The organism is Gilvimarinus sp. 2_MG-2023, from assembly GCF_030547685.1.
In the GTDB taxonomy this organism is placed as follows: Bacteria; Pseudomonadota; Gammaproteobacteria; order Pseudomonadales; family Cellvibrionaceae; genus Gilvimarinus.
In genome coordinates, this window is sequence record NZ_JAUOQM010000048.1 from 383,425 (window position 1) to 409,592 (window position 26,168).

26 protein-coding genes and 1 riboswitch are annotated in these 26,168 nt (G+C 50.1%); of the genes, 5 read left to right on the plus strand and 21 right to left on the minus strand.

Annotation, left to right across the window (positions count from 1 at the left end; genetic code table 11):
• Positions 1-104: 104 nt before the first annotated feature.
• The 3 genes from Q4526_RS13490 to Q4526_RS13500 are packed head-to-tail and all read right to left on the minus strand — an operon-like array spanning position 105 to position 3,059.
• Entirely contained in the window at positions 105-1,157 is a 1,053-nt protein-coding gene (locus Q4526_RS13490) for an NADP-dependent oxidoreductase (RefSeq protein WP_215977602.1), read from the minus strand.
• Positions 1,158-1,186: 29 nt separating this feature from the next.
• A complete protein-coding gene (locus tag Q4526_RS13495; protein WP_215977603.1) occupies positions 1,187-2,344 on the minus strand; it encodes an iron-containing alcohol dehydrogenase in 1,158 nt (385 codons plus the stop codon).
• Positions 2,345-2,360: 16 nt separating this feature from the next.
• Positions 2,361-3,059, minus strand: coding sequence for a type 1 glutamine amidotransferase domain-containing protein (locus tag Q4526_RS13500; RefSeq protein WP_215977604.1), 699 nt, complete (start codon positions 3,057-3,059; stop codon positions 2,361-2,363).
• Between the two features lie 117 nt (positions 3,060-3,176).
• On the opposite strand from Q4526_RS13500, the gene Q4526_RS13505 reads away from it, so the two are divergent.
• Positions 3,177-4,106 carry a LysR family transcriptional regulator gene (locus tag Q4526_RS13505; protein ID WP_215977605.1) on the plus strand — a complete coding sequence of 310 codons (930 nt, stop codon included), beginning with the start codon at positions 3,177-3,179 and terminating at the stop codon, positions 4,104-4,106.
• A 143-nt stretch (positions 4,107-4,249) separates the two neighbouring features.
• On the opposite strand, the gene guaA is transcribed toward Q4526_RS13505, so the two are convergent.
• Positions 4,250-5,827 carry a glutamine-hydrolyzing GMP synthase gene (gene guaA / locus Q4526_RS13510; RefSeq protein WP_215977606.1) on the minus strand — a complete coding sequence of 526 codons (1,578 nt, stop codon included), beginning with the start codon at positions 5,825-5,827 and terminating at the stop codon, positions 4,250-4,252.
• Between the two features lie 81 nt (positions 5,828-5,908).
• Complete coding sequence (guaB, locus tag Q4526_RS13515) at positions 5,909-7,384, minus strand: IMP dehydrogenase (RefSeq protein WP_215977607.1); 1,476 nt, start codon at positions 7,382-7,384, stop codon at positions 5,909-5,911.
• A gap of 170 nt (positions 7,385-7,554) precedes the next feature.
• Here guaB and xseA point away from each other — a divergent pair, with 170 nt between their 5' ends.
• The 4 genes from xseA to Q4526_RS13535 all read left to right on the plus strand — a co-directional run bounded on the left by xseA (position 7,555) and on the right by Q4526_RS13535 (position 11,239).
• Complete coding sequence (xseA, locus tag Q4526_RS13520) at positions 7,555-8,922, plus strand: exodeoxyribonuclease VII large subunit (RefSeq protein ID WP_215977608.1); 1,368 nt, start codon at positions 7,555-7,557, stop codon at positions 8,920-8,922.
• A 14-nt stretch (positions 8,923-8,936) separates the two neighbouring features.
• A riboswitch (TPP riboswitch) is annotated at positions 8,937-9,055 on the plus strand.
• A gap of 45 nt (positions 9,056-9,100) precedes the next feature.
• Positions 9,101-10,231: a glycine oxidase ThiO gene (gene thiO / locus Q4526_RS13525; RefSeq protein WP_215977609.1), complete on the plus strand. Its 1,131-nt coding sequence runs from the start codon at positions 9,101-9,103 to the stop codon at positions 10,229-10,231.
• A complete protein-coding gene (gene thiS / locus Q4526_RS13530; protein ID WP_215977610.1) occupies positions 10,221-10,436 on the plus strand; it encodes a sulfur carrier protein ThiS in 216 nt (71 codons plus the stop codon). Before thiO ends, thiS begins: the two co-directional genes overlap by 11 nt.
• Complete coding sequence (locus Q4526_RS13535) at positions 10,436-11,239, plus strand: thiazole synthase (protein WP_215977611.1); 804 nt, start codon at positions 10,436-10,438, stop codon at positions 11,237-11,239. The genes thiS and Q4526_RS13535 overlap by 1 nt, the downstream gene beginning before the upstream one ends.
• A 141-nt stretch (positions 11,240-11,380) precedes the next feature.
• On the opposite strand, the gene Q4526_RS13540 is transcribed toward Q4526_RS13535, so the two are convergent.
• The 16 genes from Q4526_RS13540 to sufC all read right to left on the minus strand — a co-directional run bounded on the left by Q4526_RS13540 (position 11,381) and on the right by sufC (position 26,140).
• Complete coding sequence (locus Q4526_RS13540) at positions 11,381-12,283, minus strand: AEC family transporter (RefSeq protein WP_215977612.1); 903 nt, start codon at positions 12,281-12,283, stop codon at positions 11,381-11,383.
• A 12-nt stretch (positions 12,284-12,295) separates the two neighbouring features.
• Positions 12,296-13,672: a ribosome biogenesis GTPase Der gene (gene der, locus Q4526_RS13545; protein WP_215977613.1), complete on the minus strand. Its 1,377-nt coding sequence runs from the start codon at positions 13,670-13,672 to the stop codon at positions 12,296-12,298.
• A gap of 46 nt (positions 13,673-13,718) precedes the next feature.
• The gene (bamB, locus tag Q4526_RS13550) at positions 13,719-14,858 is read right to left on the minus strand and encodes an outer membrane protein assembly factor BamB (protein WP_215977614.1); all 1,140 of its coding nucleotides are present in this window, start codon (positions 14,856-14,858) and stop codon (positions 13,719-13,721) included.
• Positions 14,855-15,547, minus strand: a complete 693-nt coding sequence (locus tag Q4526_RS13555) for a tetratricopeptide repeat protein (protein ID WP_215977615.1) — start codon at positions 15,545-15,547, stop codon at positions 14,855-14,857. The genes bamB and Q4526_RS13555 overlap by 4 nt, the downstream gene beginning before the upstream one ends.
• A 25-nt stretch (positions 15,548-15,572) precedes the next feature.
• Positions 15,573-16,841 (minus strand): histidine--tRNA ligase, encoded by a 1,269-nt coding sequence (gene hisS / locus Q4526_RS13560; protein WP_215977616.1) that lies wholly within the window; start codon positions 16,839-16,841, stop codon positions 15,573-15,575.
• 72 nt (positions 16,842-16,913) lie between these two features.
• Entirely contained in the window at positions 16,914-18,026 is a 1,113-nt protein-coding gene (gene ispG / locus Q4526_RS13565; RefSeq protein ID WP_215977617.1) for a flavodoxin-dependent (E)-4-hydroxy-3-methylbut-2-enyl-diphosphate synthase, read from the minus strand.
• Positions 18,027-18,036: 10 nt separating this feature from the next.
• A complete protein-coding gene (locus tag Q4526_RS13570) occupies positions 18,037-18,945 on the minus strand; it encodes a RodZ family helix-turn-helix domain-containing protein (protein WP_215977618.1) in 909 nt (302 codons plus the stop codon).
• Positions 18,945-19,730, minus strand: a complete 786-nt coding sequence (pilW, locus tag Q4526_RS13575) for a type IV pilus biogenesis/stability protein PilW (RefSeq protein ID WP_215977619.1) — start codon at positions 19,728-19,730, stop codon at positions 18,945-18,947. Before pilW ends, Q4526_RS13570 begins: the two co-directional genes overlap by 1 nt.
• Positions 19,731-19,767: 37 nt before the next feature.
• Positions 19,768-20,928: a 23S rRNA (adenine(2503)-C(2))-methyltransferase RlmN gene (gene rlmN, locus Q4526_RS13580; RefSeq protein ID WP_215977620.1), complete on the minus strand. Its 1,161-nt coding sequence runs from the start codon at positions 20,926-20,928 to the stop codon at positions 19,768-19,770.
• A gap of 17 nt (positions 20,929-20,945) precedes the next feature.
• A complete protein-coding gene (gene ndk, locus Q4526_RS13585; RefSeq protein WP_215977621.1) occupies positions 20,946-21,371 on the minus strand; it encodes a nucleoside-diphosphate kinase in 426 nt (141 codons plus the stop codon).
• A gap of 116 nt (positions 21,372-21,487) precedes the next feature.
• Positions 21,488-21,910, minus strand: a complete 423-nt coding sequence (locus Q4526_RS13590) for a SufE family protein (RefSeq protein WP_215977622.1) — start codon at positions 21,908-21,910, stop codon at positions 21,488-21,490.
• 27 nt (positions 21,911-21,937) lie between these two features.
• Positions 21,938-22,477, minus strand: a complete 540-nt coding sequence (gene sufT / locus Q4526_RS13595) for a putative Fe-S cluster assembly protein SufT (RefSeq protein WP_303603452.1) — start codon at positions 22,475-22,477, stop codon at positions 21,938-21,940.
• Positions 22,478-22,486: 9 nt separating this feature from the next.
• Positions 22,487-22,852, minus strand: coding sequence for an iron-sulfur cluster assembly accessory protein (locus tag Q4526_RS13600; protein WP_215977623.1), 366 nt, complete (start codon positions 22,850-22,852; stop codon positions 22,487-22,489).
• An 18-nt stretch (positions 22,853-22,870) separates the two neighbouring features.
• Positions 22,871-24,094 carry an aminotransferase class V-fold PLP-dependent enzyme gene (locus tag Q4526_RS13605; RefSeq protein ID WP_215977624.1) on the minus strand — a complete coding sequence of 408 codons (1,224 nt, stop codon included), beginning with the start codon at positions 24,092-24,094 and terminating at the stop codon, positions 22,871-22,873.
• Positions 24,095-24,098: 4 nt separating this feature from the next.
• Entirely contained in the window at positions 24,099-25,391 is a 1,293-nt protein-coding gene (gene sufD / locus Q4526_RS13610; RefSeq protein WP_215977625.1) for a Fe-S cluster assembly protein SufD, read from the minus strand.
• On the minus strand, positions 25,391-26,140 hold the full coding sequence (gene sufC, locus Q4526_RS13615; RefSeq protein ID WP_215977626.1) for a Fe-S cluster assembly ATPase SufC: 750 nt from the start codon (positions 26,138-26,140) through the stop codon (positions 25,391-25,393). Before sufC ends, sufD begins: the two co-directional genes overlap by 1 nt.
• Between the last annotated feature and the right edge of the window lie 28 nt (positions 26,141-26,168).

Sequence of the window (26,168 nt, forward strand, 5' to 3'; positions counted from 1 at the left end):
GCCAAACGCTAAAATGGCAAACATACTCAGTGGCAAGCATTATTACGCGAATTAGCGTAATAATGTTTCAATGCCAAGGCTGGTAAGATATTCCTGAGGAAGTGTTAAAGCTGATCAGGACCAACACGCACAACTAACTTGCCGAAATTTTTGCCTTCCAGCAGACCGATAAACGACTCAACAGCACTGGCCAAACCATCGACTACATGCTCACGGTAGCTTATTTTTCCTTCCTGTAGCCATTGCGTCATTGCTTGACTAAACTCGTCGTAACGATGGCCGTAATCGTCAAACACAATAAACCCTTGCATCTTGATACGCTTAATCAGCAAGGACCCCATTAGCATTGATAGGCGGTCTGGCCCTTCAGGCAAACTGGTCGCGTTGTATTGCGAAATAAGACCGCACAAAGGTACGCGAGCGCTTGTGTTCAGCAATGGCAATACAGCGTCAAACACCTTGCCACCAACATTTTCAAAGTAGACATCGATACCCGCGTCACAGGCTTTCGCTAATTGCTCGGCAAAATCCGGGGATTTATGGTCGACACAGGTATCAAACCCTAACTCTTCTACAGCAGACCGACACTTGTTGGCGCCACCGGCAATACCAACGACCTTACAACCATAGATTTTTGCAATTTGCCCCACCAGGCTGCCAACGGCTCCGGTCGCTGCCGCCACCACAATGGTTTCACCGGCCTTAGGTTGGCCAATGTCCAGTAGGCCCATATACGCGGTTAAACCTGGCATTCCCATAACACCTAAAGCGTAAGAAGGCTGACTGGGTTCAGCCCCCAACTTTAGCAGCCCAGTGCCATCGGAAATGGCATAATCCTGCCACCCCGAGTAGGAAAGCACCCACTCTCCCACTGCAAAATCCGGGTGGTTGGAGGCCTCAACACGACATACCGTCCCCCCCACCATAACATCACCAATGGCTACAGGCGCAGCGTATGATTTAGCATCATTCATGCGACCCCGCATATAAGGATCTAAAGAAAGGTAGACTACACGCAATAAAAGCTCACCGTCTTTTGGCGTAGGCTTATCGATCGTTACCAAATTAAAATCACTTAACGTTGGCGCGCCTTGCGGGCGACCGGCTAGCTGCCACTGGCGATTAGCTTCGATGTTTTGTTCACTGGAAACGTTCATATCTTTACTCCTACTTTCAGCGGGTCAAACTAAACCGCAGTCTGTAAAATTTTGCGACTAACCTCGGGGGTAATGTCGCCGTGCTCACCCAGCTTAAGCATGCCATGCTGGATTAACTTCTCAATTAAGCCGTCGATATCGGCCTCACCTAAATCAACATCAAACAGACGAGTTGGCATTTTCATCGACTTAAAAAACTCCTCAGTCAATTCAATCGCCCGTTGTATACGCACATCGTCGTTTCCGTCTGTTAGATTCCAAACACGCTCGGCGTACTGCAATAGTTTCTCGCGCTTAGCTTTACTGCACACCTTCATGACCGCTGGCAACACTATCGACAATGTGCGGGCGTGATCAATGCCATACGAGCCCGTCAACTCATGACCAATCATATGAGTCGACCAATCTTGTGGCACACCAGCGCCAATTAGGCCATTCAACGCCATGGTTGCCGCCCACATAATATTACTGCGAACATTCAAATCCGCTTTTGTGTCTGCGGCCAATGCTTTGGGTCCCTCTTCGATCAGGGTAAGCAATAATCCTTCAGCAAAACGATCTTGCACTTTGCCATCGACGCTATACGTTAAGTATTGCTCCATCGTATGAACAAAAGCATCGACGACACCATTGCTGATTTGACGATCAGACAGCGACAAAGTAACCGAAGGGTCAAGCACGGCAAACACCGGTTGAACGTAAGGGCTCATAAACGGCAGTTTATTGCCATCACGAGTCACGACAGCGCCAGAATTTGACTCCGAACCCGTAGCCGGTAATGTTAATACACACGCCAGTGGCAAGGCCTGCTTAATAGGCTCTCCTTTAGCGATAAAATCCCAAGGGTCGTCTCCTTCGAACAGTGCCGCCGCCGCAATAAACTTAGTACCATCGACAACAGATCCCCCGCCAACGGCCAAGAGAAAATCAATATCATGCTCTTGAATTAAGTCCTTGGCTTTAATCAGTGTTTCATATTGTGGATTGGGCTCGATGCCGGAAAACTCAAACCAAACATGCTCATTCAACGCTTCAACCACTTGGTCATAAACGCCATTCGTCTTGATCGAGCCACCACCATAGGTGACCAACACCTTGGCGGTTTTTGGTATTGCCTGGCGCAGAGCTTGTATTTGCCCCTCACCAAAATGAATTTGGGTGGTATTGTGAAAACTAAAATTTAACATTGCGAGTCTCTCCAATCTAAGACGTCAGTGCAGCCAATAACTTTTCTGCAGCGAGTTCTGAACTTTGTGGGTTTTGACCACTGATTAGCAAACCATCTTTAACGGCAAAGGCATGCCAATCGGCCACTTTTTGAAACTCAGCCCCGCGCTTCTTCAGCTCATCCTCTAATAAGAAAGGCACAACGTCCGTAAGTTGCACCGCTGCTTCTTCAGCGTTGGTAAATCCCGTCACCGCTTTGCCTTTAACCGCATACTCGCCGTTAGCATCTTTCACATTCAAAAACACAGCAGGTGCGTGACAGACAGCGGCAACCGGCTTATTCGTCGCCAGAAAATTTTCGATCAAGGCGATGGAGTCACCATTATCAGTTAAATCCCACAAAGGGCCGTGGCCTCCTGGGTAAAACACACCGTCATAATTCTCAGCGTTAACGTCTGCCAGCTTGGTGGTATTTGCCACTAAAGCCTGTGCGTGTTTATCGGCATCGAAGCGACGAGTGGACGTCGTTTGGAAATCTTCCAGCTCACTTTTAGGGTCTACAGGGGGCTGACCACCAGCGGGTGAGGCCAGCGTTACCTGAACACCCGCATCAGCCAGAGCGTAATAAGGTGCCGCAAACTCTTCGATCCAAAAACCTGTCTTTTCACCGCTGTTGCCTAGCTTGTCATGGGAGGTGAGAACCATTAATACTCTTTTAGCGCTTACTTCAGTCATGTTATTGCCCTCTAACCATTGGTTGCTTAAGTCTTGCCTACAGTGTATTCCCTTAAATTAAATTGAAGAATACAAACAAAATTGACAACATTGTTAAATATATTGATACAATTGGTTATGAATGTATCATTCGAGCAACTTAAAAGCATGGTGGTTTTTGCTCAGGTCGTCGAGCAAGGCAACCTCACCGCAGCCGCCAAGCACATTGGCTTATCACGTGCGGTGGTCAGTTATCATATAAAGAAACTGGAATCGCAGATTGGCGTAAAACTACTCAACCGCACGACTCGGGCCATCACATTAACCGAGGCCGGTGGCGAGTATTACAAGTCCTGCCGCATCATTGCAGAACAGGCCGAACGTGCCAATCAACAAATGGAGAACCTCAAAAATGAGCCTGAGGGTTTATTAAAGATCACCTGCCCGGTTAACGCCGGGCTGCAGATGTTCGTGCCAGCGCTCAATGAGTTTCATCGCCTGTACCCTAAAATTGAGCTGGATGTCATGCTAACGGATGAGGTGGTGAACATCGTCAAAGAAGGGATCGACTTAGCGATACGTGGCGCGCCATTAGTCGATTCAGGACTGCAAGCGAGCAAGTTGTCGACGCTGCCTACCTGCCTGTGTGGCGCGCCCTCCTATTTTAAAAAACACGGCCGGCCGACCACCCCAACGGAATTAGAGCAGCACACCTGGGTTATTTACAAGCTGACGTCTGGCGCTACTGAGCTTAGCAAGGGGAGTCGCTCATACAGTGTTGCCGTAAAAGGCGAGATTAGCACAAACAATGCTGCGGCCCGCACCGCCTTTGTCGAAGGTGGCCATGGCTTAGGGCGAATTCCACTTTACGATGCCCGACCTAAAATTCAAGCGGGGCTCTTAGAGTCTGTGCTGGATGATTATCAGCTCGATAATATTGATATCTATGGGGTTTTTCCGCCAGGAAGTGCCGATTCAAAAAAGCTCAGACTCTTAATTGATTTCCTTAAAGATTACTTTGTTAAGATCGACCGGCAAGCCATGCACAATAAGCCTTTAATCCAATAAGCTGCAGGCGGCAACTTAACCGGAACCGTTCGTAGCGTGTGGCACAAGGTTATTTTTTGACGGGCATCGAGCTTAAGAGGGCTCAGTGCCCTCTCAAGCTCGGTAGTAATGCGGGGTAAGCGATTATATCGCTCAGTGTGGATTTATTCCCACTCAATGGTCGCAGGCGGCTTACTCGATACATCGTAAGTCACCCGTGAAACGCCAGAGATTTCGTTAATAATACGGTTAGAGGTTTTCTCCAACAACTCGTAAGGCAAGTGTGCCCAGCGAGCGGTCATAAAGTCGACGGTTTCGACGGCACGCAACGCAATCACCCACTCATAACGACGACCATCGCCCACCACCCCTACCGACTTAACCGGCAAGAACACCGCAAACGCCTGACTGGTTTTGTGGTACCAATCGGCCGCGTGCAGCTCTTCTAAAAAGATAGCATCGGCCTCGCGTAAAATATCGGCGTACTCTTTTTTCACTTCACCTAAAATTCGCACGCCTAGGCCTGGGCCTGGGAATGGGTGGCGATACACCATGTCATACGGCAGGCCTAACTCTAAGCCAATCGCACGCACTTCATCTTTAAACAGTTCGCGCAAAGGCTCAACTAACTCAAGCGCCATATCGTCGGGCAAACCGCCCACATTGTGGTGCGACTTAATAACATGCGCCTTACCGGTTTTAGCCGCGGCCGACTCAATCACATCGGGATAAATAGTGCCCTGCGCCAACCACTTTACATCTTTAATTTTGGCGGCTTCTTCATCGAAGACTTCGATAAAGCTGTTACCAATAATTTTACGTTTGCGCTCTGGGTCGACCTCCCCCTCCAAGCGCCCTAAAAACAGCGCCTCTTTATCGGCGCGAATAACCTTAACACCCATATTTTTGGCGAACATGTCCATCACTTGGTCGCCTTCGGCTTTGCGCAACAACCCGTTGTCGACAAACACACAGGTGAGCTGATCACCGATAGCTTTGTGCAGCAAAGCCGCCACAACAGAGGAATCAACACCACCCGATAAACCCAGCAACACTTTATCTGTGCCGACTTGCTCGCGAATTTTCACTAAGGCATCTTCGACAATGTTAGCGGGTGTCCAAAGTGCATCGCAACCACAAAGCTTTAAAACAAAATGCTCAAAAATACGCTTGCCTTGCAAGGTATGAGTCACCTCAGGGTGGAACTGCAAACCGTAAAATTCTTTTTCTTCACAGTACATGGCCGCAATTGGGCACGAAGGTGTAGAGGCCATCACCTCAAAACCCTCTGGTACACGAATCACTTTGTCACCATGGCTCATCCACACATCGAGCAGTGCGCTGCCGTCGGCTTCAATATGGTCTTTAATATCGTCCAGCAAGGGACCGGCACTTTCGACCTTGATTTGTGCATAGCCAAACTCTTGGACGTTTGAGCCTTGCACTTGTCCGCCAAGCTGCTCGGCCATGGTCTGCATGCCATAACAAATACCCAACACCGGCACGCCCAGTTCAAACACAACCTTAGGCGCGCGAGGCGAATTGGCAACGGTTACCGATTCTGGGCCGCCAGCAAGGATAATACCGCTAGGGTCAAACTCGCGAATTTCGTCTTCGCTCATATCAAAAGCACGAATGATTGAATAGACCCCTACTTCGCGCACACGTCGCGCAATCAGCTGGGTGTACTGCGAGCCAAAATCGAGAATCAATATACGCTGAGCGTGAATATCCTGAGTCATTAATATTCCGTTGTACCAAGTGATAAAAGAAAAACCCCTGTGCTAGCAGGGGTTGATTTTACGGGTTTAATAAGCGCGACACTAGCGTCCGCTAACCGGGTAGTTAGGGGCTTCTTTCGTAATTTGCACATCGTGTACATGACTTTCCCCCATACCAGCTGAGGTTACGCGCACAAATTCAGGCTTAGTGCGCATCTCGTCGATATGCTGGCTACCAGTGTAGCCCATCGCTGAACGCAAGCCGCCCATCATTTGATGCACGATAGCGCTCAGTGGGCCTTTGTAGGGTACACGCCCTTCAATACCCTCGGGGACTAATTTTTCCGCCCCTTCGCTGGCGTCTTGAAAATAACGATCGGACGAGCCCTGTGTTTGCGCCATGGCGCCTAAGGAACCCATACCACGATAGGCTTTATAAGTACGGCCCTGATAAAGCTCAACTTCACCGGGGGCCTCTTCGGTACCAGCGAACATTGAGCCCATCATCACAGCATTGGCACCGGCGACAATGGCTTTTGCCAAATCACCACTAAAGCGCACTCCACCATCGGCAATAACGGGCACACCTGTGCCCTCCAAAGCCGCAACGACATTTGCAATAGCGGTTACCTGGGGTACGCCCACACCGCTAACAATACGGGTAGTACAAATGGAACCTGGGCCAATACCGACTTTTACCGCATCGGCACCGGCTTCAGCCAGTGCTTTAGCAGCGGCGGCGGTCGCAATATTGCCGCCAATCACCTGCACACCGGGAAATTTAGTCTTAATATCGCGCACCCGATCAATGACATTTTTCGAGTGACCGTGGGCGGTATCAACCACTAATACATCGACACCGGCATCCATCAATGCTTTAACACGCTCATCGGTGTCAGCGCTGGTGCCAACACTGGCGCCTACCAATAAACGACCCTCAGGGTCTTTACTGGCATTGGGGTATTGTTCGGCCTTGTTGATGTCCTTAACGGTAATCATGCCGCACAACTCAAACTTGTCGTTTACCACCAGTACTTTCTCGATACGGTGCTTATGCAACAGGGCGCGAATTTCATCTGGGCTGGCGCCTTCGCGGGTCGTTACAAGTTTGTCTTTCGGGGTCATAATAGACGCGACAGAAGCGTCGAGATTGGACTCAAAACGCACATCACGACCGGTCACTATGCCAACCAAATCGCCGTTTTCCAGCACTGGCACACCGGAAATATTATTGGATTTGGTGAGCGCCAACAATTCACTAATCGAAGCGCTGGCCTCAATGGTGATCGGATCTTTCACCATACCGGCTTCGTATTTTTTTACCGCGCGGACTTGTTGGGCTTGAGCGTCAATAGGCATACTTTTATGGATAATGCCTATCCCGCCTTCCTGTGCAATCGCAATCGCCAGTCGTGCCTCGGTTACGGTATCCATGGCTGCAGAAATCAGAGGGATATTGAGTGCGATATCACGCGTCAATTGTGTCTTTAATGACACATCTTTTGGGGTCACCTCGGAAAATCCGGGAACCAGTAACACATCGTCGAATGTGAGAGCTTCTTCAGCGATTCGCAACATAGCACTCCAACCTTTTTCGCTTGGGAAAAATAAGCGCCGAATTATAGCGCATTGTAGCGGCTAAGGTAAACCCAAAATTACCTCAAAGCAGCTCGCTAACCCCCTGAAATTATTTTACTTTTATGACATTGACGGGCAATTGCCCCGCCCCGCTCTGATACAATGACAAAATGAACAACAGTACTGAATTTAGCGCCAATCAAAGCGGCCAAAACAGACCAGAGATCGTCAGCGTTAGCCAGCTCAATCGGATCAGCCGGCAATTGCTGGAAACTCACCTCCCCTTAGTCTGGGTGGAGGCTGAAATTTCCAATCTGGCGCGACCCAGTTCCGGCCACTGGTATTTCACGCTTAAAGACGAACAGGCACAAGTACGCTGCGCCATGTTCCGCAACCGCAACCAGTCGGTTCGGTTTGCCCCCGAGAACGGCAATCAAGTACTAATTCGCGCCCGCGTTAGCATCTACGAGGGTCGCGGCGATTACCAGCTTATTGCCGAACACATGGAGGAAGCTGGGCTCGGTGCCTTGCAGCGCGCATACGAGGCTCTTAAGGGGCGTCTCGAGCGCGAGGGGTTATTTGCCCCAGAGCACAAACTGCCTCTGCCCGACCAGCCGCAGCATATTGCCGTGATTACCTCACCCACCGGGGCGGCTATTCGCGATATTTTATCCATAGCTAAACGGCGCTACCCAAGCCTACCCATTACGGTTATACCCGTGCCAGTGCAAGGTGAACAAGCGGCGCCGGCAATTATCCAAGCACTACAACTCGCCGAGCGCTGCGGTTGGTTCGACACCATCATTCTCGCCCGCGGCGGTGGTTCCATTGAAGATTTGTGGGCTTTTAATGATGAACGCTTAGCGCGCGCCATTTTCCAGTCGACCACTCCAGTGATAAGCGCCGTTGGCCATGAAATTGATTTTACCATTGCCGACTTTGTGGCCGATCTGCGCGCGCCCACCCCCTCTGCGGCCGCCGAACTCTCTGTACCTAATACACGAGAAATATTACAGCAACTGCGCAGTCGCGAAACTGTACTGGCACAACAGATACTCAACAAGCTAAAGCATGCGCACCAACGACTGGAGGGGCTGAATCAGCGTTTGCGTCATCCCGGCGAAAAACTTCGCCACCAAGCTCAGCAGCTTGACCAGCTCGAAGCCCGCCTCCTGCAAGGCATATCTATTCCATTAAAACAACAACAAACGCGCCAGCTACAAATTCAGCAGCGCTTAACCCGGGCCACCCCACAACACACTTTGCGGCAGCTGCAACGCGAGCAGACTCAATTAACCGACAGGCTCAAACAAGCGATGTCGGTAAAACTTAACACCAGTCGCCAAACGCTGCACGAACACGCTCATGTTCTTAATAGCGTCAGCCCACTGGCCACACTGGAGCGCGGCTTCTCAGCTCTCACCAACGACTCGGGTCAACTGATCAAGCATCATCAACAGGTGTCGACGGGCGAAACCCTTAACGCTAGATTGGGCAATGGCCGCCTGCGGTGCGAGGTCATTGCAAGCGAGGAGTAATCCCTTTATATTGAGCACACTTGTCGGGGTGCCTCGGTCGCAAATAAGCGGTACGGAGGCTGAGATCGGTACGTCCGAACCCGTTGAACCTGAACAGGCTGGAACCTGCGGAGGAAACAAGTGATGCCAGAGCCGAGCTCGGGCATCCCCTCGTCCAGCCTCGCGTTTTTGAGGCACTATGCATCAATATCCCACGGCCAAACACCCACTCAATATCGCCATAGCCGGTTACGGCTTGCTCGGGCGTTTACTGGCATGGCGGCTGCTTTTATTGGGCCACTCAGTCACGGTCTACGACAAAGGCCGCTCCGGTTCAAACACCAGTGCCGCCTATTCAGCAGCGGGCATGCTGGCCCCTATCAGCGAGGCGGCCGCTTCGCATCCAAGTATTTATCGGGCGGGCACCGAGGCAATCAACACCTGGGCTAACTGGTGCAGCGAGCTGGGGCTGAGCCATGCCATACAACAACAAGGCAGTTTGATCGTCGCCCACCCGCAAGACCGAGCCGAGTTGACCCAATTTTATCGAGACAGTCAACGAATTGCCGCTGAGAACACCAGCATGACATTAACCATGCTCAATCGTCAGCAAGTCAGTGAACTCGAACCCGACCTAAGCAATCAATTAGATCAAGGATTGTGGATCAACCCCGAGGCACATTTAGACAACCGCGCACTTCTGGCCGGTCTCGATCAATGGCTGCAGCGAACCGATGTCACCATCTGGTATGACAGCGAGGTGAGTGTTAGCCCCAAGCAGATAACCGATCTCAATTCAGGACGACACTTTCAACACGACTGGGTCATTGATTGTCGCGGCGCCGGGGCCAGGTTTGATCAGCCAACCCTTCGAGGGGTAAGAGGTGAGACGCTGCACCTTGAAACCCGAGAGGTCACTCTACAGCGGCCGGTGCGTTTGATGCACCCGCGCTACCAGCTGTATATCGTTCCCAAACCCAACCACCGTTTTGTTATAGGGGCAACGCAGTTAGAAAGCGAAGATCTCTCCCCTATTTCACTGCAATCCAATCTGGAACTCTCCAGCGCGGTGTATACACTGGCCCCGGCATTTGCCGAGGCGCGAATTCTTGAGGCCGGTGTTAACTTGCGCCCAGCATACGCCAATAATTTGCCCCACGTGAGCGCAAACGAAGGCCTAATCAGTGCCAACGGTTTATTTCGCCACGGTTATTTATTAGCCCCATTAGTCGTTGCCCAAACCTTATCCATACTGCATGGCCAAAACAACTTGGCGTGCGAACAACTTATTTCACAGCCTCATTCGGAACAAGCAACCCATGAAGTCTAACGACATTAGTATTGCCATCAACGCCTCGCCTGTCACATTAAAGGCACCCGCGAGTCTGAGCGATGCCTTACAGCAATGGCAAAGTGAGCCAAGCCGGGTGGCTTGCGCGCTCAACGGTGAATTCGTGCCTCGCTCGGCTTACCCCAGCACCCGCTTAAGCGAGGGTGATCAAGTTGAAATTGTGCAACCGGTAGGAGGTGGCTGATGAGCAACCAGACACTGACAGACCCGTTAACACTCTACGGTAAAACTTTTAACAGTCGCTTTTTACTCGGCACCGCACTCTACGAATCGCCAGAAATAATGCTTGATTCGGTTGCAACATCGCAAACTGAAATTTTGACACTGGGCCTGCGTCGTCAAAACCCAGCACAAGGCGATGGCGAACGTTTTTGGCAGATGATTCAATCGACTGGCTGTACTTTATTGCCCAACACCGCAGGCTGTAAATCCGCCAAAGAGGCCATCAATCTAGCCCTTATGTCACGGGAGTTATTTGCCACCAACTGGGTCAAACTCGAAGTAATCGGTGACGATTACAATTTACAACCCGACCCCTTTCAATTGTTAGAAGCGGCACAGGAATTAATCGCACAAGATTTTTGTGTCCTGCCCTATTGCACGGATGATTTAATTTTATGTCAGCGCTTGCGCGAAGCAGGCTGCCAAGTATTGATGCCCTGGGGAGCACCGATTGGCACTGGCCGCGGCCTGCTTAATCGCTATGCATTAAAAGCTTTGCGCCAGCGATTTGACTGCCCACTGATTATTGATGCCGGGTTAGGTGCGCCCTCACAAGCCTGTGATGCCATGGAGCTGGGCTTTGATGGAGTGCTGCTCAATACCGCCGTGGCCAAAGCGCAAGACCCAGCATTAATGGCGGCCAGTTTTCGCAGTGCCATTAGCGCTGGGCGCGATGCCTATCGAGCGGGATTGATGCAAAAACGCCAGACGGCCCATCCCAGCACACCCACCATTGGCCAACCCTTTTGGCATCAAAACAGCTAAGGGGCTTTTCATCAGGTTTCTGTGCGTTCAGGGGTACCCGCTAAACGGCAGGCTCTGGTTTTAGTCTTTCGCAACTCGGCAGAATTCTCTACCGGTGAAATTTCTTACAGCCAAAGCCGCAAAGACAACACTAGAGGTTTTTTACACCAAGAGCCAGCGCCAAAACAATAAACTGGGTATAGCAAACAATAAGCTATACCCCATTAGGGAGGCTGCAAGTTTTGGGGCTAATTGGTAGCGCATAGCCAACACGCCGGCAGAGATCATCGCCGGCATCCCCGCCTCCAACACCACCACTAGCTGAACGAGTCCATCCTCCCCCAACACCCAGGTGGCTCCGAGTGCCAGTAACGGCTTGAAGATTAACAGTGCTATTAAGGCGCCGATAAATACTTTTAGGTCGCTCGCGGCTAACTTCAAATGCCAAGAAATACCCACTGCCACCATAACTACGGGCACTAAGCTCCAAGCCAAATACGCGAGAGACGTCTGCAGCCATGGTGGATAAGACCAACCGCTCAAGGCGATTGCCAAGGCCACCCATAAACAAATAAAAGGAGGAAACCGAACAATGCGACCGAGAATCAAGGAAAGCGAACTATGGCCACCACTAAACCCCACAGCAATCGCAATACCATAGGTGTTAAGCGCTAAGAAAGTGCCAAATTGATCGTACAATATGGCGTAGCCTATACCCTCTTTACCCACCAATGCATCAATAAGGGGAATCCCAACAAAACCCGTATTCCCCAGTGGCAGTATTAATAGCAAGCAACCTAAAATTGGTTTTGGCCAACGCAAAGCAACGCCCAGTATTAATACCGCCAGCGAAGTCACCAACATCACTAACCAAGCCACAAGCACCGGCAAGATAAGCGTACTATCGAAGGTTAAGCGTGGCGTTTCCAACAAGATTAATGCCGGCAATGCAATATAAATTACAAAAGCATTGAGACGGGACGCCGTAAGCTCCCCCGCACAACGGGTAAATTGCAGCGCTAGGCCCACCCCTAAGGTAAGGCCAATTAAGAGAAAAGGATTCACTCTTTTTTACGGTTAACCGCCCTTGCGAGGGGCTCGGCGGGCACTGCGTTTGGGCACAGGTTTTTTACGACCCGAGAAGGGATTGTCTGACGATTTAAATTCAACACGTACCGGGGTGCCACGCAGATTAAGCGCTTTGCGGTAGGTTTTTTCTAAATACCGCACATAGTGAGCCGGTATTTTTGCAGTTTGGTTGCCGTGCACCACGATGATGGGCGGATTACTGCCGCCGGCATGGGCATAGCGCAGTTTAATTCGGCGCCCGTTAATCATCGGCGGCTGGTGTTCAACGACCGCGTCTTGTAACACTTGAGTCAAAAAGCTGGTGGAGAGCTTGTCCGTGGCACTTTGATACGCTTGCTCGATCGACTTATAAAGATTGCCGACACCGGTACCGTGCAGCGCTGAAATAAAATGAATATTAGCAAAGTCGACAAAACGAAGGCGCCGATCCAGTTCATTTTTAACGTATTGCTTATGGCCCTCTTCCAGGCCATCCCATTTATTAAGGGCAATCACCAGAGCGCGGCCAGCATCAATGACCGTTCCCATCAGGTGCAAGTCTTGCTCCACAATACCTTCTTGAGCATCGATAACCAGTATGACGACATTGGCGTCATCAATGGCCTGCAGTGTTTTAACGATAGAGAATTTCTCAACCGTCAGCGCGACATTTTTGCGCCGTCTAACACCGGCAGTATCAATAATGGTATAGGGCTTATCGAAGCGCTCATACTGAATATAAACGCTATCTCGCGTGGTGCCTGGGTGATCATACACAATCACGCGATCCTCACCGAGCATACGATTTACTAAGGTTGACTTGCCCACGTTCGGCCGGCCCACAATGGCCATTTTAATGCCCTTGGGTGCCTGTGCCTCGGGGTCAAGTTCAGGCTCGGGTAGCTCCGCCAACACATCTTCCATCATGCTGGTCACACCACGGCCGTGGGTAGCGGTAGTGGCAAACACTTCGCCCAAACCAAGCTCATAGAACGGAGCCAGTGCCATATCGGGATCATGACCATCAATTTTATTGACAACCAAATAAACACGTTTGCCGCGCTGGCGCAGTTGCTTAGCAATTAAATGGTCCGCTGCTAATAAGCCATCGCGCGCCGACACCATAAACAATACGATGTCAGCCTCATCCATCGCCAACAAAGATTGATTGGCCATTGCGGTGTCGATGCCCTCTTCCTCGCCACTGATACCACCGGTATCGACCAGCATGAATCGGTGATCACCGATTTTTCCCTCGCCGTATTTACGATCGCGGGTCAGCCCCGCATAGTTGGCGACAATGGCATCGCGGCTGCGGGTTAAGCGGTTAAACATGGTGGACTTTCCGACATTCGGCCGGCCAACCAAGGCAATTACTGGGATCATAGTGTTGAAAATCTATAAGAAGCCGCCCATGGGCGGCAAATAAGAGTTAGTCGCCAATCGTAAAGGCGGCAAAAGTACCATCATTGGCAAGCACATAAAGCCTGTCGCCATCGCTCCACATGGGGGCGCGAGTGCCAGAACGATCCAGCCTTAAACGGTATGCAAAGTGGCCATCATCGCGTGACATAAAATGAATATACCCGTCTTCATCGGCGACGGCCACATAATCATTGAGTACAACTGGGCCAATTAAATGGCGTCGCAGCATTTGCTCATTTTTCCAAAGTAGCTCACCGGTGCCGGCATTATAAGCCTTCAGTGCGCTGTCTTCAGTGGTAACAAATAGCTCACCATCGTCAACCCACACCGGTTGATGGGTCGACAGGTCCACCGACCATAAGGGTCGGCCCGCTGCCCGGGTAATGGCCATGGCTCGACTTTGAAAACCGGCGGTGTACAAAATGCCATCTTGCAGTACAGGGGTCGCGTGGATATCGACCATTTTTTCCAGATCGGACCGGCCTTTGGGTAGGCCCACACGCTGCTCCCACAAAATCAGTCCATTTTCTGGGTTAAACGCCATTAAGCGGCCATTGGCAAAACCGGCATAGAGCGCTGAATCGGTTAAGATCGGCGTTGGTCTGCCACGCAAGGTCAGCTTGGGCGGTGGGTTGTCGTAAAACCACATTATCTCACCGGTATCGGCACTGAGCACGTTCAGACGACCATCGAGTGTTTGTACCGCTACAACATCGCCATTACCGGCAGGCACTGAGGTGACCTCACCAGTTAACTGAGTGCGCCATAAAGTTTCACCGGTCTCGCGCGATAGTGCCAGTAGTTGGCCTGCGTCGGACCCCAAAAGCAGTTGATTCTCCCCGAGACCAACACCACCGGCAATGGGCTCATCGAGGTCACGCTGCCAAATGACTTTGCCCGTTAACCGATTAAGAGCCGTTAATTGACCCTTGTGGTCGACGGTATATACCAATTGTTCAAAAAAAGCGGGCGTTAGGGCGGTAAACCCTTTGCCTTGTCCAGCACCTACATCTGTTCGCCACAACTGCTCGACAGTTATCGATGGATCAAACTCAACCAATTCCATTGGCTCAGTTCCGTCTTTATCACTAAAAACGGAACACCCCGTCAGCACAAAGGCTAGAATGGCGATTGGGTATAATCTCATGCAGAGGGCTCCTCAAGGGCCGACAATGGTTTTACATTATCCACTTTCATTTCTAAAACAACACGACGCTGCTGATTGTCACCGGCATAGCTAGTCAGTGCCTTTTCATAAGCGGTCAAAGCCGCGGCTTGGTCACCACTTAAACGCAGCACATCGCCCCGCACTTCGGCTTGTTCAGACTCAAAACCCACCACAGCTTGCTGACTAACTTGAGCCAGCGCCGCGTCATACTGTTCTTGCTCGGCCAGAACCCGGGCCAAACGTAAACGAGCAATCTGTTGTAAAGGCGCACTGTCTGAATTGGCCACTACACGCTCCAACTCGACCGCCGCCTGATCTAAGTCACCGGCGTCTACGGCTTTTTTAGCACTGTACAAAGCGCCTTGGGCCGCGTACATACTGTCCGGGTCTATTTGACGAATTTGTTCGGCCAAATGATCAACGGTAGACCTAACCGCATCGGCTTCACCATCTTCGACTTGCGTCGGCGCAGCTCTGGCAGCATCAACCATTTGCTGAAAATATTGTGAGGCGACTTCAGCTTTGCGCTGCTCGCTATCCTGCCAGTAGTTCCAGCCAAAATAACCAGCTGTGGCGACCACAATGCTGGCGATAATGCTGGTGCCATACTCTTTCCACAACCTTTTCAGATTCTCAATTTGTTCTTCTTCTGTTAAATGATCGCTCACTCTACTCTCCTACCTGAATCAGTTCTTAATTGTTAATTTCAGCTAAAACTTCAACCAACTCACCTTGTGGCAAGGTCAATTGAGGCTTCTCTTCTCGCAAATACTTCACTGTTACCGTGCCGGCCACTGCTTCGTTTTCACCGAGAATAAGAGCGATTGATGCCCCACTCTTATCCGCTTTTTTGAGCTGGTTTTTAAAACTGCCGCCACCACAGTGCATAAACACTTTTAAATTGGGTAAAGCCCGGCGAACCTCGGATGACAACGATAATGCTTGAGCCTGAACATTGCCCACAGCCGCCAGATAAACATCAACCGTCCCTAAGCTTGGCACACTGCCTTCGCCTTGTAATAACAACAGCAAGCGCTCTAGACCGATAGCGAAGCCCACCGCTGGGGTGGCTTTTCCACCCAACTGAGCCACGAGATTATCATACCTGCCACCGGCGCAAACTGCACTCTGGGCGCCGAGTTTGTCGGTAACCCACTCGAAAGCAGTACGATTGTAGTAATCAAGACCGCGCACCAGGCGATTATTGATGGTGTATGGGACACCGCAAGCATCCAACAGTTGCGTAAATTCGGCAAAATGTTGACGCGACTCTTCATCCAAGTAATCACTCAAACTTGGGCCAGCATCCAGCAAGCGCTGGGTTGCCTCACTTTTACTGTCAAGAATCCGTAGCGGATTAGTATCTAAACGGCGCCTGCTGTCCTCATCGAGCGCATCTTTGTGCGATTGAAGATAAGTCACTAGTGCTTGGCGAAATTCTGACCTAGCCACATCGCTGCCGAGTGAGTTTATTTGCAATTCAACGCAATGGGTTAAACCTAGCTTTTTAAACAACTCATAAGACAGCAAAAGCAGCTCGGCATCAATATCAGGGCCAGCCACACCATAGGTTTCAATACCCACTTGATGAAACTGCCGATACCGACCTTTTTGCGGCTTTTCATAGCGAAACATGGGACCCATATACCACAAACGTTGGGTTTGATTGTAGAGCAGGCCATTTTCTTCACAGGCGCGCACACAGCTGGCGGTACCTTCCGGGCGCAGTGTTAAACTTTCCTCATTGCGATCGAGAAAGGTGTACATCTCTTTTTCAACAATATCAGTGACTTCGCCAATAGAGCGCTTAAAGAGCTCAGTTTTTTCCATAATGGGAAAGCGTATTTCACGGTAACTAAAGCCTGCCAAGGTTTGTTGAATGACGCCTTCCAAGTATTGCCACAAGGCGGAATCCTCGGGCAAAATATCGTTCATTCCGCGAATAGCCTGAATCTTTTTCAATCGAACACCTACGTCTAGATACTGTTATTAATTAACATATGCGCACAGCATATAGAATCCACGCACAATGAATTAAACACGCACAATAATGGACTCTTCGCTCTGCTCTTTCTCTTTGGCTTTGTTTCGAATCAGCCTCTCCAGCTCATCCACTAGACCTTCATTACCCAACTTACTGTTAGGCTGGCCGTCAACATAGACAAGATTACTGGGCGCACCACCGGCCAGCCCCAGGTCAGCCTCTTTAGCCTCACCCGGCCCATTGACGACACAACCAATAACGGCGACATCCAACGGGATGGTGATATCCTCAACCCGCTGTTCTAGCTCATTCATGGTTTTAATAACATCGAAATTCTGACGAGAACAACTCGGGCAGGCGATAAAATTAACACCTTTGTTACGCAGCTTGAGACTTTTCAATAAATCCCAACCGACCTTCACCTCTTCAACGGGGTCTGCCGCCAGGGATATACGAATGGTGTCACCAATACCGTCAAGCAGTAACGCTCCCAACCCAACAGCTGACTTTACTGTGCCGGAGCGCAATCCGCCGGCCTCAGTAATGCCCAAATGTAGCGGCTGATCAATTTCTTTAGCCAGCAACCGGTAAGCATCTACAGCCATAAAGACATCGGAAGCTTTTACACTGACTTTAAAATTATCAAAGCCTAACGTATCGAGAATATTAACATGGCGCATGGCGGACTCTACTAACGCCGCTGGTGTTGGCTCGCCGTATTTTTTCTGAATGTCTTTTTCTAAAGAACCGGCATTCACACCAATACGAATAGGAATATTAAGATCGCGAGCCTTGTCTACAACGGCGCGAATGCGTTTTTCCCGACCAATATTACCGGGATTAATACGCAGGCAATCAACCCCTAAATCGGCTACTCGCAATGCGATTCGATAATCAAAATGAATATCGGCCACCAGCGGTGTTGTTACTTGTTTGCGTATCTCGCCAAAAGCCTCAGCGGCTTCCATACTGGGAACTGACACCCGAACAATGTCTGCCCCCGCCGTCGCTATGCGATTAATTTGCTCCACGGTGGCGGCCACATCGCAGGTTTCCGTGTTGGTCATGCTCTGTACGGCAATAGGCGCATCGCCCCCGACAGGTACATCGCCGACCATAATCTGTTTAGATTGACGTCGTTTAATGGGTGATGGTTGATGCATAACTAATCCACTATTGGGTTGCAGCAGCGGTAAAGTGAATAACTTTACCCGCTTCGGCATCAGGCACGGTTACCGGAAGACTATTCATCACAACACTGACACCACTGGCATTACCTAGGGTAATATCAAACGGTCCTACCCCATCGACAACCAATTGTGTTTTTGCCTCTTGCAATGCGGCGACTAAGACATCGCCGGTCGCATCGGTGACATTGACCCAACAATCATGCTCAAACGCCAACTGTAAGGTATCGGGTTGCGTATTTTCAGTAACAGTTGCAAGTGCCGGCTCAGTGGCCAGACTTGCCATTGCTTGACTATCGGTTGAATCGTTTTCGATAGCCTGATTAACTGCAGTTTCAGAGACGTCAACCTGATCCGCTGTGGGTTGGCCCATGCGCTCACTGTCTAGTGCCGATTCTGCTTCTGCCTGAGCCGGTTCCGACGTAGGGCTTTGCACGCTTGTCTCGGGCGTATTGGTATGAGCCATGTTGTTCTGCTGGGGCTGAATTGAGCTGTCCGATGCATCGGCAAAATACCAATACGCGAATACCCACAGAGCAATAATCACTACAATAACCAAAAGCCGCAGCGGCCATTTGGGCGTGTTCGTTTTTATTTTGACATTTAATGACTCACTCTGAGGCAGAGGCTGATCTTCAACTTTATGTGCCGCATCGTACTGCGCCACCAGTGGCTCACCATCGATTTTCATTAAATTGGCGTAGCTGCGGATATAACCCCTGACGAACACAGGGGAAAAGAGCTGATCAAAGTTATCTTCTTCAAGTGCACGCAATTTATCGAGTTGAACGTTCAGTTCTTGGGCGACCTGCTCACAGGTTAAGCCTTTGCGCGTTCTGGCCTCAACCAGTGTCTGGCCCACACTTTTGTCACTGGTCTGCAACGAATCCATCATTACTGCTCTGACTGCTCCAAAATACTTTTGTACTCAAGGTATTCCTTTGAGTAAGGAAATTTATTTTTTAATAACAAAGCATAACTGGCTTCTTTATTAACATTGTCAAACATTCGTTCAATCTTGATGCCTAGCAATAAAGATTGCGGCATTGGCCGCGCAATTTGCTCGTAGGCTGCCAAGTATTGCTTAGCGCTTTTGTATTCGCCCTGAGAAAAATACAACGAGGCGATCTCGTACTTCACCACTGCCATTGCCGGACTCAGTCGAGCGGCATTTTCAAATGCAGCTTGAGCTTTTTCAACCTTATCGAGTTTTAAAGCTGTACGCCCTAAATTCACTAAAGCCTGTGGGCGCCCCTTGTAATCTAAGTCTTCTGATGCGTACTCAAATTGTTTATACGCCTCTTCAAAACGACCTTGGTTAAACAACAAAGCGCCAAAATTATTGTGTGTACGCGAGTCGGCACGGTCTAGGCGCAAGGTTTTCTTAAACTGTTTTTCTGCCAGCTCCATCTCTCCTTCTAATTGGTAGAGCATCGCCAGCGCAAAGTTTGCATCGATGGAGCGACTATCAAGATCTAATGCCCGGCGCAGATGATGACGGGCCGACTCACGATTTTTGCTGTCAATATACTTAAGCGCCAAAGTGACATGGCTTTCCAGGGCTTTATCTTCGTTTATCTGGTATTTAGAAGACTCTTGCGTACTGACACAAGCAACCAAAAAAGCGGCCATCAAAACAAGTGCCACTCGTTTTAAACTGAGAAATATACAATCTTGCATCGTGCCCGCCATTGCTGTCACTCCACCCGAAACATTATTATTGATTGACGATAGTAACTGGCTCCGCCTGTGAAAACTGTGCTTTGTATCTCTGCGAGCGCTTTGTAATATCATTCACCTCTCCGGCCAGCTGGCCACAGGCCGCGTCGATATCATCACCACGAGTAGTACGAACCGTGGTGATGTACCCCTCTTGCATTAAAATATCCTGAAAGCGGCGCATGGCATTGTTGCTTACACGCTTATAGTTGGACAAATTAAACGGGTTAAAAGGGATTAAGTTGATTTTAACCGGTACATCACGCAACAGTTCGGCCAACTCCCGAGCATGCTCAGGACGGTCGTTCACATGATCGATTAAGGTATATTCAATAGTAATTTTACGATGAGTGTCAGGCAATCCTTCAATATAACGCTGAGCAGATTCTAGCAGCATTGCAATCGGGTACTTCTTATTGATGGGCACTAACTCATTACGCAACTCGTCGTTTGGCGCATGCAGAGAAATAGCCAGGCAAGCATCGGTATACTCGCCTAATCGATCAAGCTGAGGCACTACGCCCGAAGTGCTCAAAGTGACACGTCGTTTAGAAATACCGTAGGCGTTATCGTGCATCATCAAATTCATCGAATCGACAACATTGTCGAAGTTCATCAGAGGCTCACCCATGCCCATCATCACCACATTGGTGACTTTGCGCGGTCCTCCGGCGGTTAACTGACCGAAAGATTTTGCTGCTATCCACACCTGGCCAATAATTTCGGCTGCGGTTAAGTCGCGGTTAAAGCCCTGCTTACCGGTCATACAAAAACTGCAATCGAGCGAGCAACCCACCTGAGAGGAAACGCATAGGGTGCCGCGCTCGCCATCGGGAATATACACCGTTTCAACCACACTACCACCGGTCACTTCGATCAAAAACTTGCGAGTGCCGTCGGTCGAATCAAGCTGACGCAATACCTGTGGCGGACGTATTTCACAGCGCACCTTAAGCTTTTCTCGCAAAGCTTTGCTGATATTGCTCATCTCATCGAAGTTATCAGCACCTAACTGATGTATCCACTTCAACACCTGAGCCGCGCGAAAGCGCTTTTCACCCATTTGCTCGAAAAAGTCCACCAGCTTGGATTCAGACAAACCCAATAGGTTGACCTTAGCGGTATCAGTGGCCAGTGTTTGTGGCGCTACATCAGTCATCGTTTTTACCTTCGCGCTCAGCGCGTGTGTATATCATCAGCCGTGAAAAAATAGGCCACTTCGCGTTTGGCCGACTCGGGCGAGTCAGAGCCATGAACGGCATTGGCGCTAACAGCGGTAGCGAAATCGCGACGAATCGTGCCCTCGGCCGCCTCTTCAGGGTTGGTAGCCCCCATAAGTTCACGATTGCGAACAATGGCGTTTTCGCCTTCTAGCACTTGTACACAGACCGGGCCCGAGGTCATAAAATCAACCAGAGAGGGGAAAAAGGGACGTTCCTTATGTTCGGCGTAAAAGCCCTCTGCCTGCGCTTTGCTCAATTGAATCATTTTCAAGGCAGCAATACGCAGCCCCGCCTGCTCAAAACGCGCAATAATCGCTCCGATATGGTTGTCACCTACCGCGTCGGGCTTGATGATCGATAAAGTCTTTTCTACGGCCATCTGGCACTCCAATTGTTCTTACTCGGACCAAGTGGCCCACTCTATATACCCAAAACCCGCGAATTATACGCGGGTTTTGGGTATTTTTATATAAATTCCATACACTTAGTGCGGTTTTACAGGGCTGCGCGACCCTCATTTTGAATTCTCTGCACCATGGCCTTTAAACCATTGCCGCGGGTAGAACTCAAATGACTGAGCAGGTTCAACTCATCAAAGTAAGCATCGATGTCATAGTCGGCAACCTGGGCGGCTGATTTACCATTATAAGCCGCCAGCACAATCGCGAGCAGCCCTTTAACGATAAAGGCGTCGCTATCGGCAACAAAATATAACTTGCCCTCCCGAAGCTGGCTATCGAGCCAAACCTGACTTTGACAACCACGCACTAAGTTTTGTTCGGTTTTAGCCGATTCAGCCAGTGGTGGCAACTCTTTCCCTAAATCGATTATGTATTTGTAGCGCTCTTCCCAATCGTCAAAAAAGCTCAGAGTATCGACGATATCCTCTGCGCTCACATCCACACCAAACTCTGTCATTGCCTCTCCCAAGGTTAAATAAGCCGGCTAAAAGAACATACCGGTTTCAAGCTGGGCCTCTTCACTCATCATATCGCGGCTCCAGGGTGGGTCAAATACCAGCTCCACCTCTACCTGGCGAACATTAGGTACACGCCCCACACGATACTCAACATCGCCCACCAGTACCGGCCCCATACCACAAGCAGGAGCTGTTAAGGTCATAGTAATGCCCACATGGCCTGCAGCCTGATCAATATCCAGGGTGTAGATTAGCCCCAAGTTAACCAGGTCGACTGGTATCTCTGGATCGTACACGGATTTTAACGCCGACCAGACTTGTTGTTCGTGGATGACGCCATCGCCCAAGTCAGCAAAGTTGAGCAGCTCAGGTTCTTTACCAATTGCGGCCGCATCCAGCCCGTCAACTCGCACCATCTGACCTTGGTAGCTCAAAGTGTAGTTGCCGCCGAGCGCCTGCGTGATAGTGACGAAGGTATCCTTGGCAATGGTCAGTGGCGTACCGTCCGGCACACGCCGTGCTGGACACTCGGCCAGAGTAACCACCATTTCTCTTTCTAGCGCCATGTATGATTCCTAGCCGATATTAAAGCTTTCCCCACAACCGCAGTAATCCTGCGCATTGGGATTGCGAAACTCCAACTGTCGATTCAACCCCTCGGTAACATAATCAATGCAAGTACCTCGCACGACCGGAACGCTAGCCGGATCAACATAGAGTTTAATACTGTTGTCGAGCGTCAAAACGATATCATCGGTTGAAGGGGCTGCAACCAAGTCCAGAACATACATATACCCAGTACAACCGCTTTCTTTGACTGATAAACGAACCGCCTGAGCGTCATTGGCGTCTTGCGCCAATTGCTGCTTCAGGTGTTCAGCGGCAGTGGGAGTAACATCCAGCAAAGAGGTGTCTGCTGGGTTAAAACTTTCTACACTCATACCCAAACCTCGTGATATTTACGCGAGAAACATTTTGGCCTTCTTAAGGCCGGCGATCAGTCGATCGACATCATCGTGCGTATTGTAAAGACTAAAACTGGCCCTGACGGTTCCGGGAATACCGAATTGATCCATGATGGGTTGTGCACAATGATTGCCTGTACGCACGGCAATCCCCTGCTGATCGAGAATCATGCCAATATCTTGTGGGTGGGCAAAATCGCTGACAAAGCTCAAGACTGCCACGGCACTCTCAGCTTTACCTACCAGCGGATACCCTCCTATGGCCGCTAATTCTGCGCGCGCGCGATGAAGCAACTCTGCTTCATGACGATCGGCCGCACTGCGGTCTAGGCCTTGTACAAAATCCACCGCCGCAGCCAAACCCACGGCCCCGGCAATATTAGGCGTACCCGCCTCAAATTTGTAGGGCAATTGATTGTAGGTGGTGCCGGCAAAGCTAACCGATTCGATCATTTCACCGCCGCCCTGATAGGGCTGCATAGCTTCCAGCAATTCACGCTTACCGTACAAGACACCCATGCCCGTAGGACCAAACATTTTATGGGCCGAAAAGGCGTAAAAATCGCAACCCAGCTCGACCATATTGACTGGCCAGTGTGCAATGGATTGAGCAGCGTCAATCAACACCTTGGCCCCGGCTTTGTGCGCCAACTCAATAATATGGGCCACTGGGTTTACCGAACCCAAGGCATTAGAGACATGACCGACTGCAACCATTTTGACCCGCTCATCCAACAACGACTCGAAAGCCGCCATATCAATGGCGCCATCGGCATCAACCGGAATCGGCTCTACATTGGCACCGCGTTTTTGCGCAATCATTTGCCAGGGCACAATATTGGCGTGATGCTCCATTGCCGACACCAAAACTCGATCGCCAGCGGTTAAATTTTGCTCACCCCAACTAGCCGCAACGACATTAATACTTTCAGTGGTGCCCCGGGTCCAAAGTATCTGATCTTTGGAGGGCGCACCAATAAACTGAGCGACCTTTTCTCTGGCTCCTTCAAAAACCTCTGTGGCCCGATCACTAAGCGCGTGTGCGCCACGGTGAACATTGGCATTATCGTGCCGGTAGTAATTGGCAATTGCCTCAATCACAGACTCTGGCTTTTGCGTAGTGGCCGCATTATCCAAGTACACCAACGGCTGCCCATTTACTTCTTGCTGTAAAATGGGGAAGCGCGAGCGCACCTCGGCAACATCAAAGTGACTCAAACGCTTAAGCCTCCATCTGCAGCAAAGATTCTGAACGGCCAAATTGCTGAGCAATGATAGGCAACAAAAAATCTACGACCGCCGAGTTTTCAATACCCTGAATCAGCTCATTGATAAACCCAAAGCTGATCATGATTTGCGCTTGATCTTTATCAATTCCACGAGTCTGTAGGTAATACAGAGACTCGTCATCCAGCTGGGCCACCGTGGCGCCGTGTGCACAGCGCACATCGTCAGCGTAAATTTCTAATTCGGGCTTGGTATCAACCTCAGCTTTATTGGAGGTCAATAGATTTTTGTTGGACAGCTCGGCCAGAGTTTTTTGTGCATCCTGGTGAATATGAATGCGCCCATTAAAAACCGCTTTAGCTCGATCGCCAATAATGCCGCGAAACACTTCACTGCTGGTGCAATGAGGAACACAGTGTTGAATATTGGTGTGGTAGTCCACCACTTGTTTTCCACGCGGCAAGTAAACGCCATTGAGATCGACATGAGCGCCACTACCACGATGGGTTAACACGTAGTCATTGCGAATCAACTCAGCACCCTTCGCAAACGCAAAGCCATTGAACTGCGCGTCACGCCCCAATTCAACAAATACGCCACCGACATGAGTGATGCCCTCACCTTCAAGATTTAAACGGTAGTGTTTGCATTTGGCATTGGCCGCCATCACTATCTCAGTGTAAGAGGCCACTAAATTATTTTGCTGATCAGAATCAGTATTAAACTGCTCGATTATCTCAGCCTCAGCGCCCTCACCTAGCACGACCAAATGCCGAGTACTGGATAATTGTGCCGCATCGCCGGTACTGTAATTTAATAAATAAATCGGCTTATCTAATTGCTGTCCCGCCTGCACATAAATCAAGGCGCCTTGCTCTAAGGTAGACTCACTTAACGCGGCAAACAAATGCTCGCGACTATCGGCCAAACGTCCCAAATGTTGTTGAATAAGGGCTGACTGCTCGGCATTCGCCGATGCTAATAGTGTAATCTCGGCGGGCAATGAATCGGAAAGCGACTCGGCAAAAACACCGTTAACAAACACCAGCCGATAGGCCGGAGACTGCACGCTCGCCACCGATTGAAAATCGACAGAACTTGTTTCCGATGGTGTTAGAACTTTTTTCGCCAAACCGGCAAGTGGGGTGTATTTCCAATGCTCGGTGCGTCGTGTCGGCCAAGGTGTGGCCGCAAAACGTTCGGCGCCCTGCTCACGTAACCCAGACAACCAATCAGGGGCACTTTGTTGCTCAGCCAGTTCTAGCACACGGGTTTGTAACACACCCATTAAGCCACCTCGCCTTCTAGCCAACCGTAACCTTTCGCTTCCAATTCTTTGGCCAGTGATTTATCACCAGACTTGACAATTTTACCGTCGGCCAAGACATGTACGTAATCGGGCACAATATAATCTAACAGGCGCTGATAGTGCGTCACGACAATAAAACTACGCTCAGTATCGCGCATGGCATTAACGCCATCGGCCACTGTTTGCAGAGCATCTATATCCAGGCCAGAGTCAGTCTCATCTAAGATGCACAAGCTGGGCTCAAGTAACATCATCTGTAAAATTTCATTGCGTTTTTTCTCGCCCCCGGAGAAGCCTTCGTTAACGCCACGCTTCAAAAATGCTTGATCCAGTTTGACCTGCTTGCTCGCCTCACGCGCCATTTTCATAAACTCAACGCTGGACAACTCGCTTTTGTCTTGCGCCTTGCGAACCGCATCCACCGAGGCTTTCAGAAATTCCATATTGCTAACGCCGGGGATTTCCACCGGGTACTGAAACGCCAAAAACAAACCTAGGTGCGCGCGCGCCTCAACATCCAGCTCCAGCAGATTTTGCTGATTAAAGGTCACACTACCACCTGTCACCTCAAATGCCTCGCGGCCAGCTAACACACTACCCAGCGTGCTTTTACCAGCGCCATTGGGGCCCATGATGGCATGCACTTCACCTGGCTTAACTGTCAGATTTAAGCCTTTTAGGATTTCTTTTTCTTCAACTCGTGCGCACAATTTATCAATCGTTAACATAATCAGTATTCTCAAACGGTACCGACTC

Excerpts from the sequence above, each read along its gene's own strand:
- Q4526_RS13490 (WP_215977602.1), bottom strand. The coding sequence starts at position 1,157 with ATGAACGTTTCCAGTGAACAAAACATCGAAGCTAATCGCCAGTGGCAG.
- Q4526_RS13495 (WP_215977603.1), bottom strand. The coding sequence starts at position 2,344 with ATGTTAAATTTTAGTTTTCACAATACCACCCAAATTCATTTTGGTGAG.
- Q4526_RS13500 (WP_215977604.1), bottom strand. The coding sequence starts at position 3,059 with ATGACTGAAGTAAGCGCTAAAAGAGTATTAATGGTTCTCACCTCCCAT.
- Q4526_RS13505 (WP_215977605.1), top strand. The coding sequence starts at position 3,177 with ATGAATGTATCATTCGAGCAACTTAAAAGCATGGTGGTTTTTGCTCAG.
- guaA (WP_215977606.1), bottom strand. The coding sequence starts at position 5,827 with ATGACTCAGGATATTCACGCTCAGCGTATATTGATTCTCGATTTTGGC.
- guaB (WP_215977607.1), bottom strand. The coding sequence starts at position 7,384 with ATGTTGCGAATCGCTGAAGAAGCTCTCACATTCGACGATGTGTTACTG.
- xseA (WP_215977608.1), top strand. The coding sequence starts at position 7,555 with ATGAACAACAGTACTGAATTTAGCGCCAATCAAAGCGGCCAAAACAGA.
- thiO (WP_215977609.1), top strand. The coding sequence starts at position 9,101 with ATGCATCAATATCCCACGGCCAAACACCCACTCAATATCGCCATAGCC.
- thiS (WP_215977610.1), top strand. The coding sequence starts at position 10,221 with ATGAAGTCTAACGACATTAGTATTGCCATCAACGCCTCGCCTGTCACA.
- Q4526_RS13535 (WP_215977611.1), top strand. The coding sequence starts at position 10,436 with ATGAGCAACCAGACACTGACAGACCCGTTAACACTCTACGGTAAAACT.
- der (WP_215977613.1), bottom strand. The coding sequence starts at position 13,672 with ATGATCCCAGTAATTGCCTTGGTTGGCCGGCCGAATGTCGGAAAGTCC.
- bamB (WP_215977614.1), bottom strand. The coding sequence starts at position 14,858 with ATGAGATTATACCCAATCGCCATTCTAGCCTTTGTGCTGACGGGGTGT.
- ispG (WP_215977617.1), bottom strand. The coding sequence starts at position 18,026 with ATGCATCAACCATCACCCATTAAACGACGTCAATCTAAACAGATTATG.
- Q4526_RS13570 (WP_215977618.1), bottom strand. The coding sequence starts at position 18,945 with ATGATGGATTCGTTGCAGACCAGTGACAAAAGTGTGGGCCAGACACTG.
- pilW (WP_215977619.1), bottom strand. The coding sequence starts at position 19,730 with ATGCAAGATTGTATATTTCTCAGTTTAAAACGAGTGGCACTTGTTTTG.
- rlmN (WP_215977620.1), bottom strand. The coding sequence starts at position 20,928 with ATGACTGATGTAGCGCCACAAACACTGGCCACTGATACCGCTAAGGTC.
- ndk (WP_215977621.1), bottom strand. The coding sequence starts at position 21,371 with ATGGCCGTAGAAAAGACTTTATCGATCATCAAGCCCGACGCGGTAGGT.
- Q4526_RS13590 (WP_215977622.1), bottom strand. The coding sequence starts at position 21,910 with ATGACAGAGTTTGGTGTGGATGTGAGCGCAGAGGATATCGTCGATACT.
- sufT (WP_303603452.1), bottom strand. The coding sequence starts at position 22,477 with ATGGCGCTAGAAAGAGAAATGGTGGTTACTCTGGCCGAGTGTCCAGCA.
- Q4526_RS13600 (WP_215977623.1), bottom strand. The coding sequence starts at position 22,852 with ATGAGTGTAGAAAGTTTTAACCCAGCAGACACCTCTTTGCTGGATGTT.
- sufD (WP_215977625.1), bottom strand. The coding sequence starts at position 25,391 with ATGGGTGTGTTACAAACCCGTGTGCTAGAACTGGCTGAGCAACAAAGT.
- sufC (WP_215977626.1), bottom strand. The coding sequence starts at position 26,140 with ATGTTAACGATTGATAAATTGTGCGCACGAGTTGAAGAAAAAGAAATC.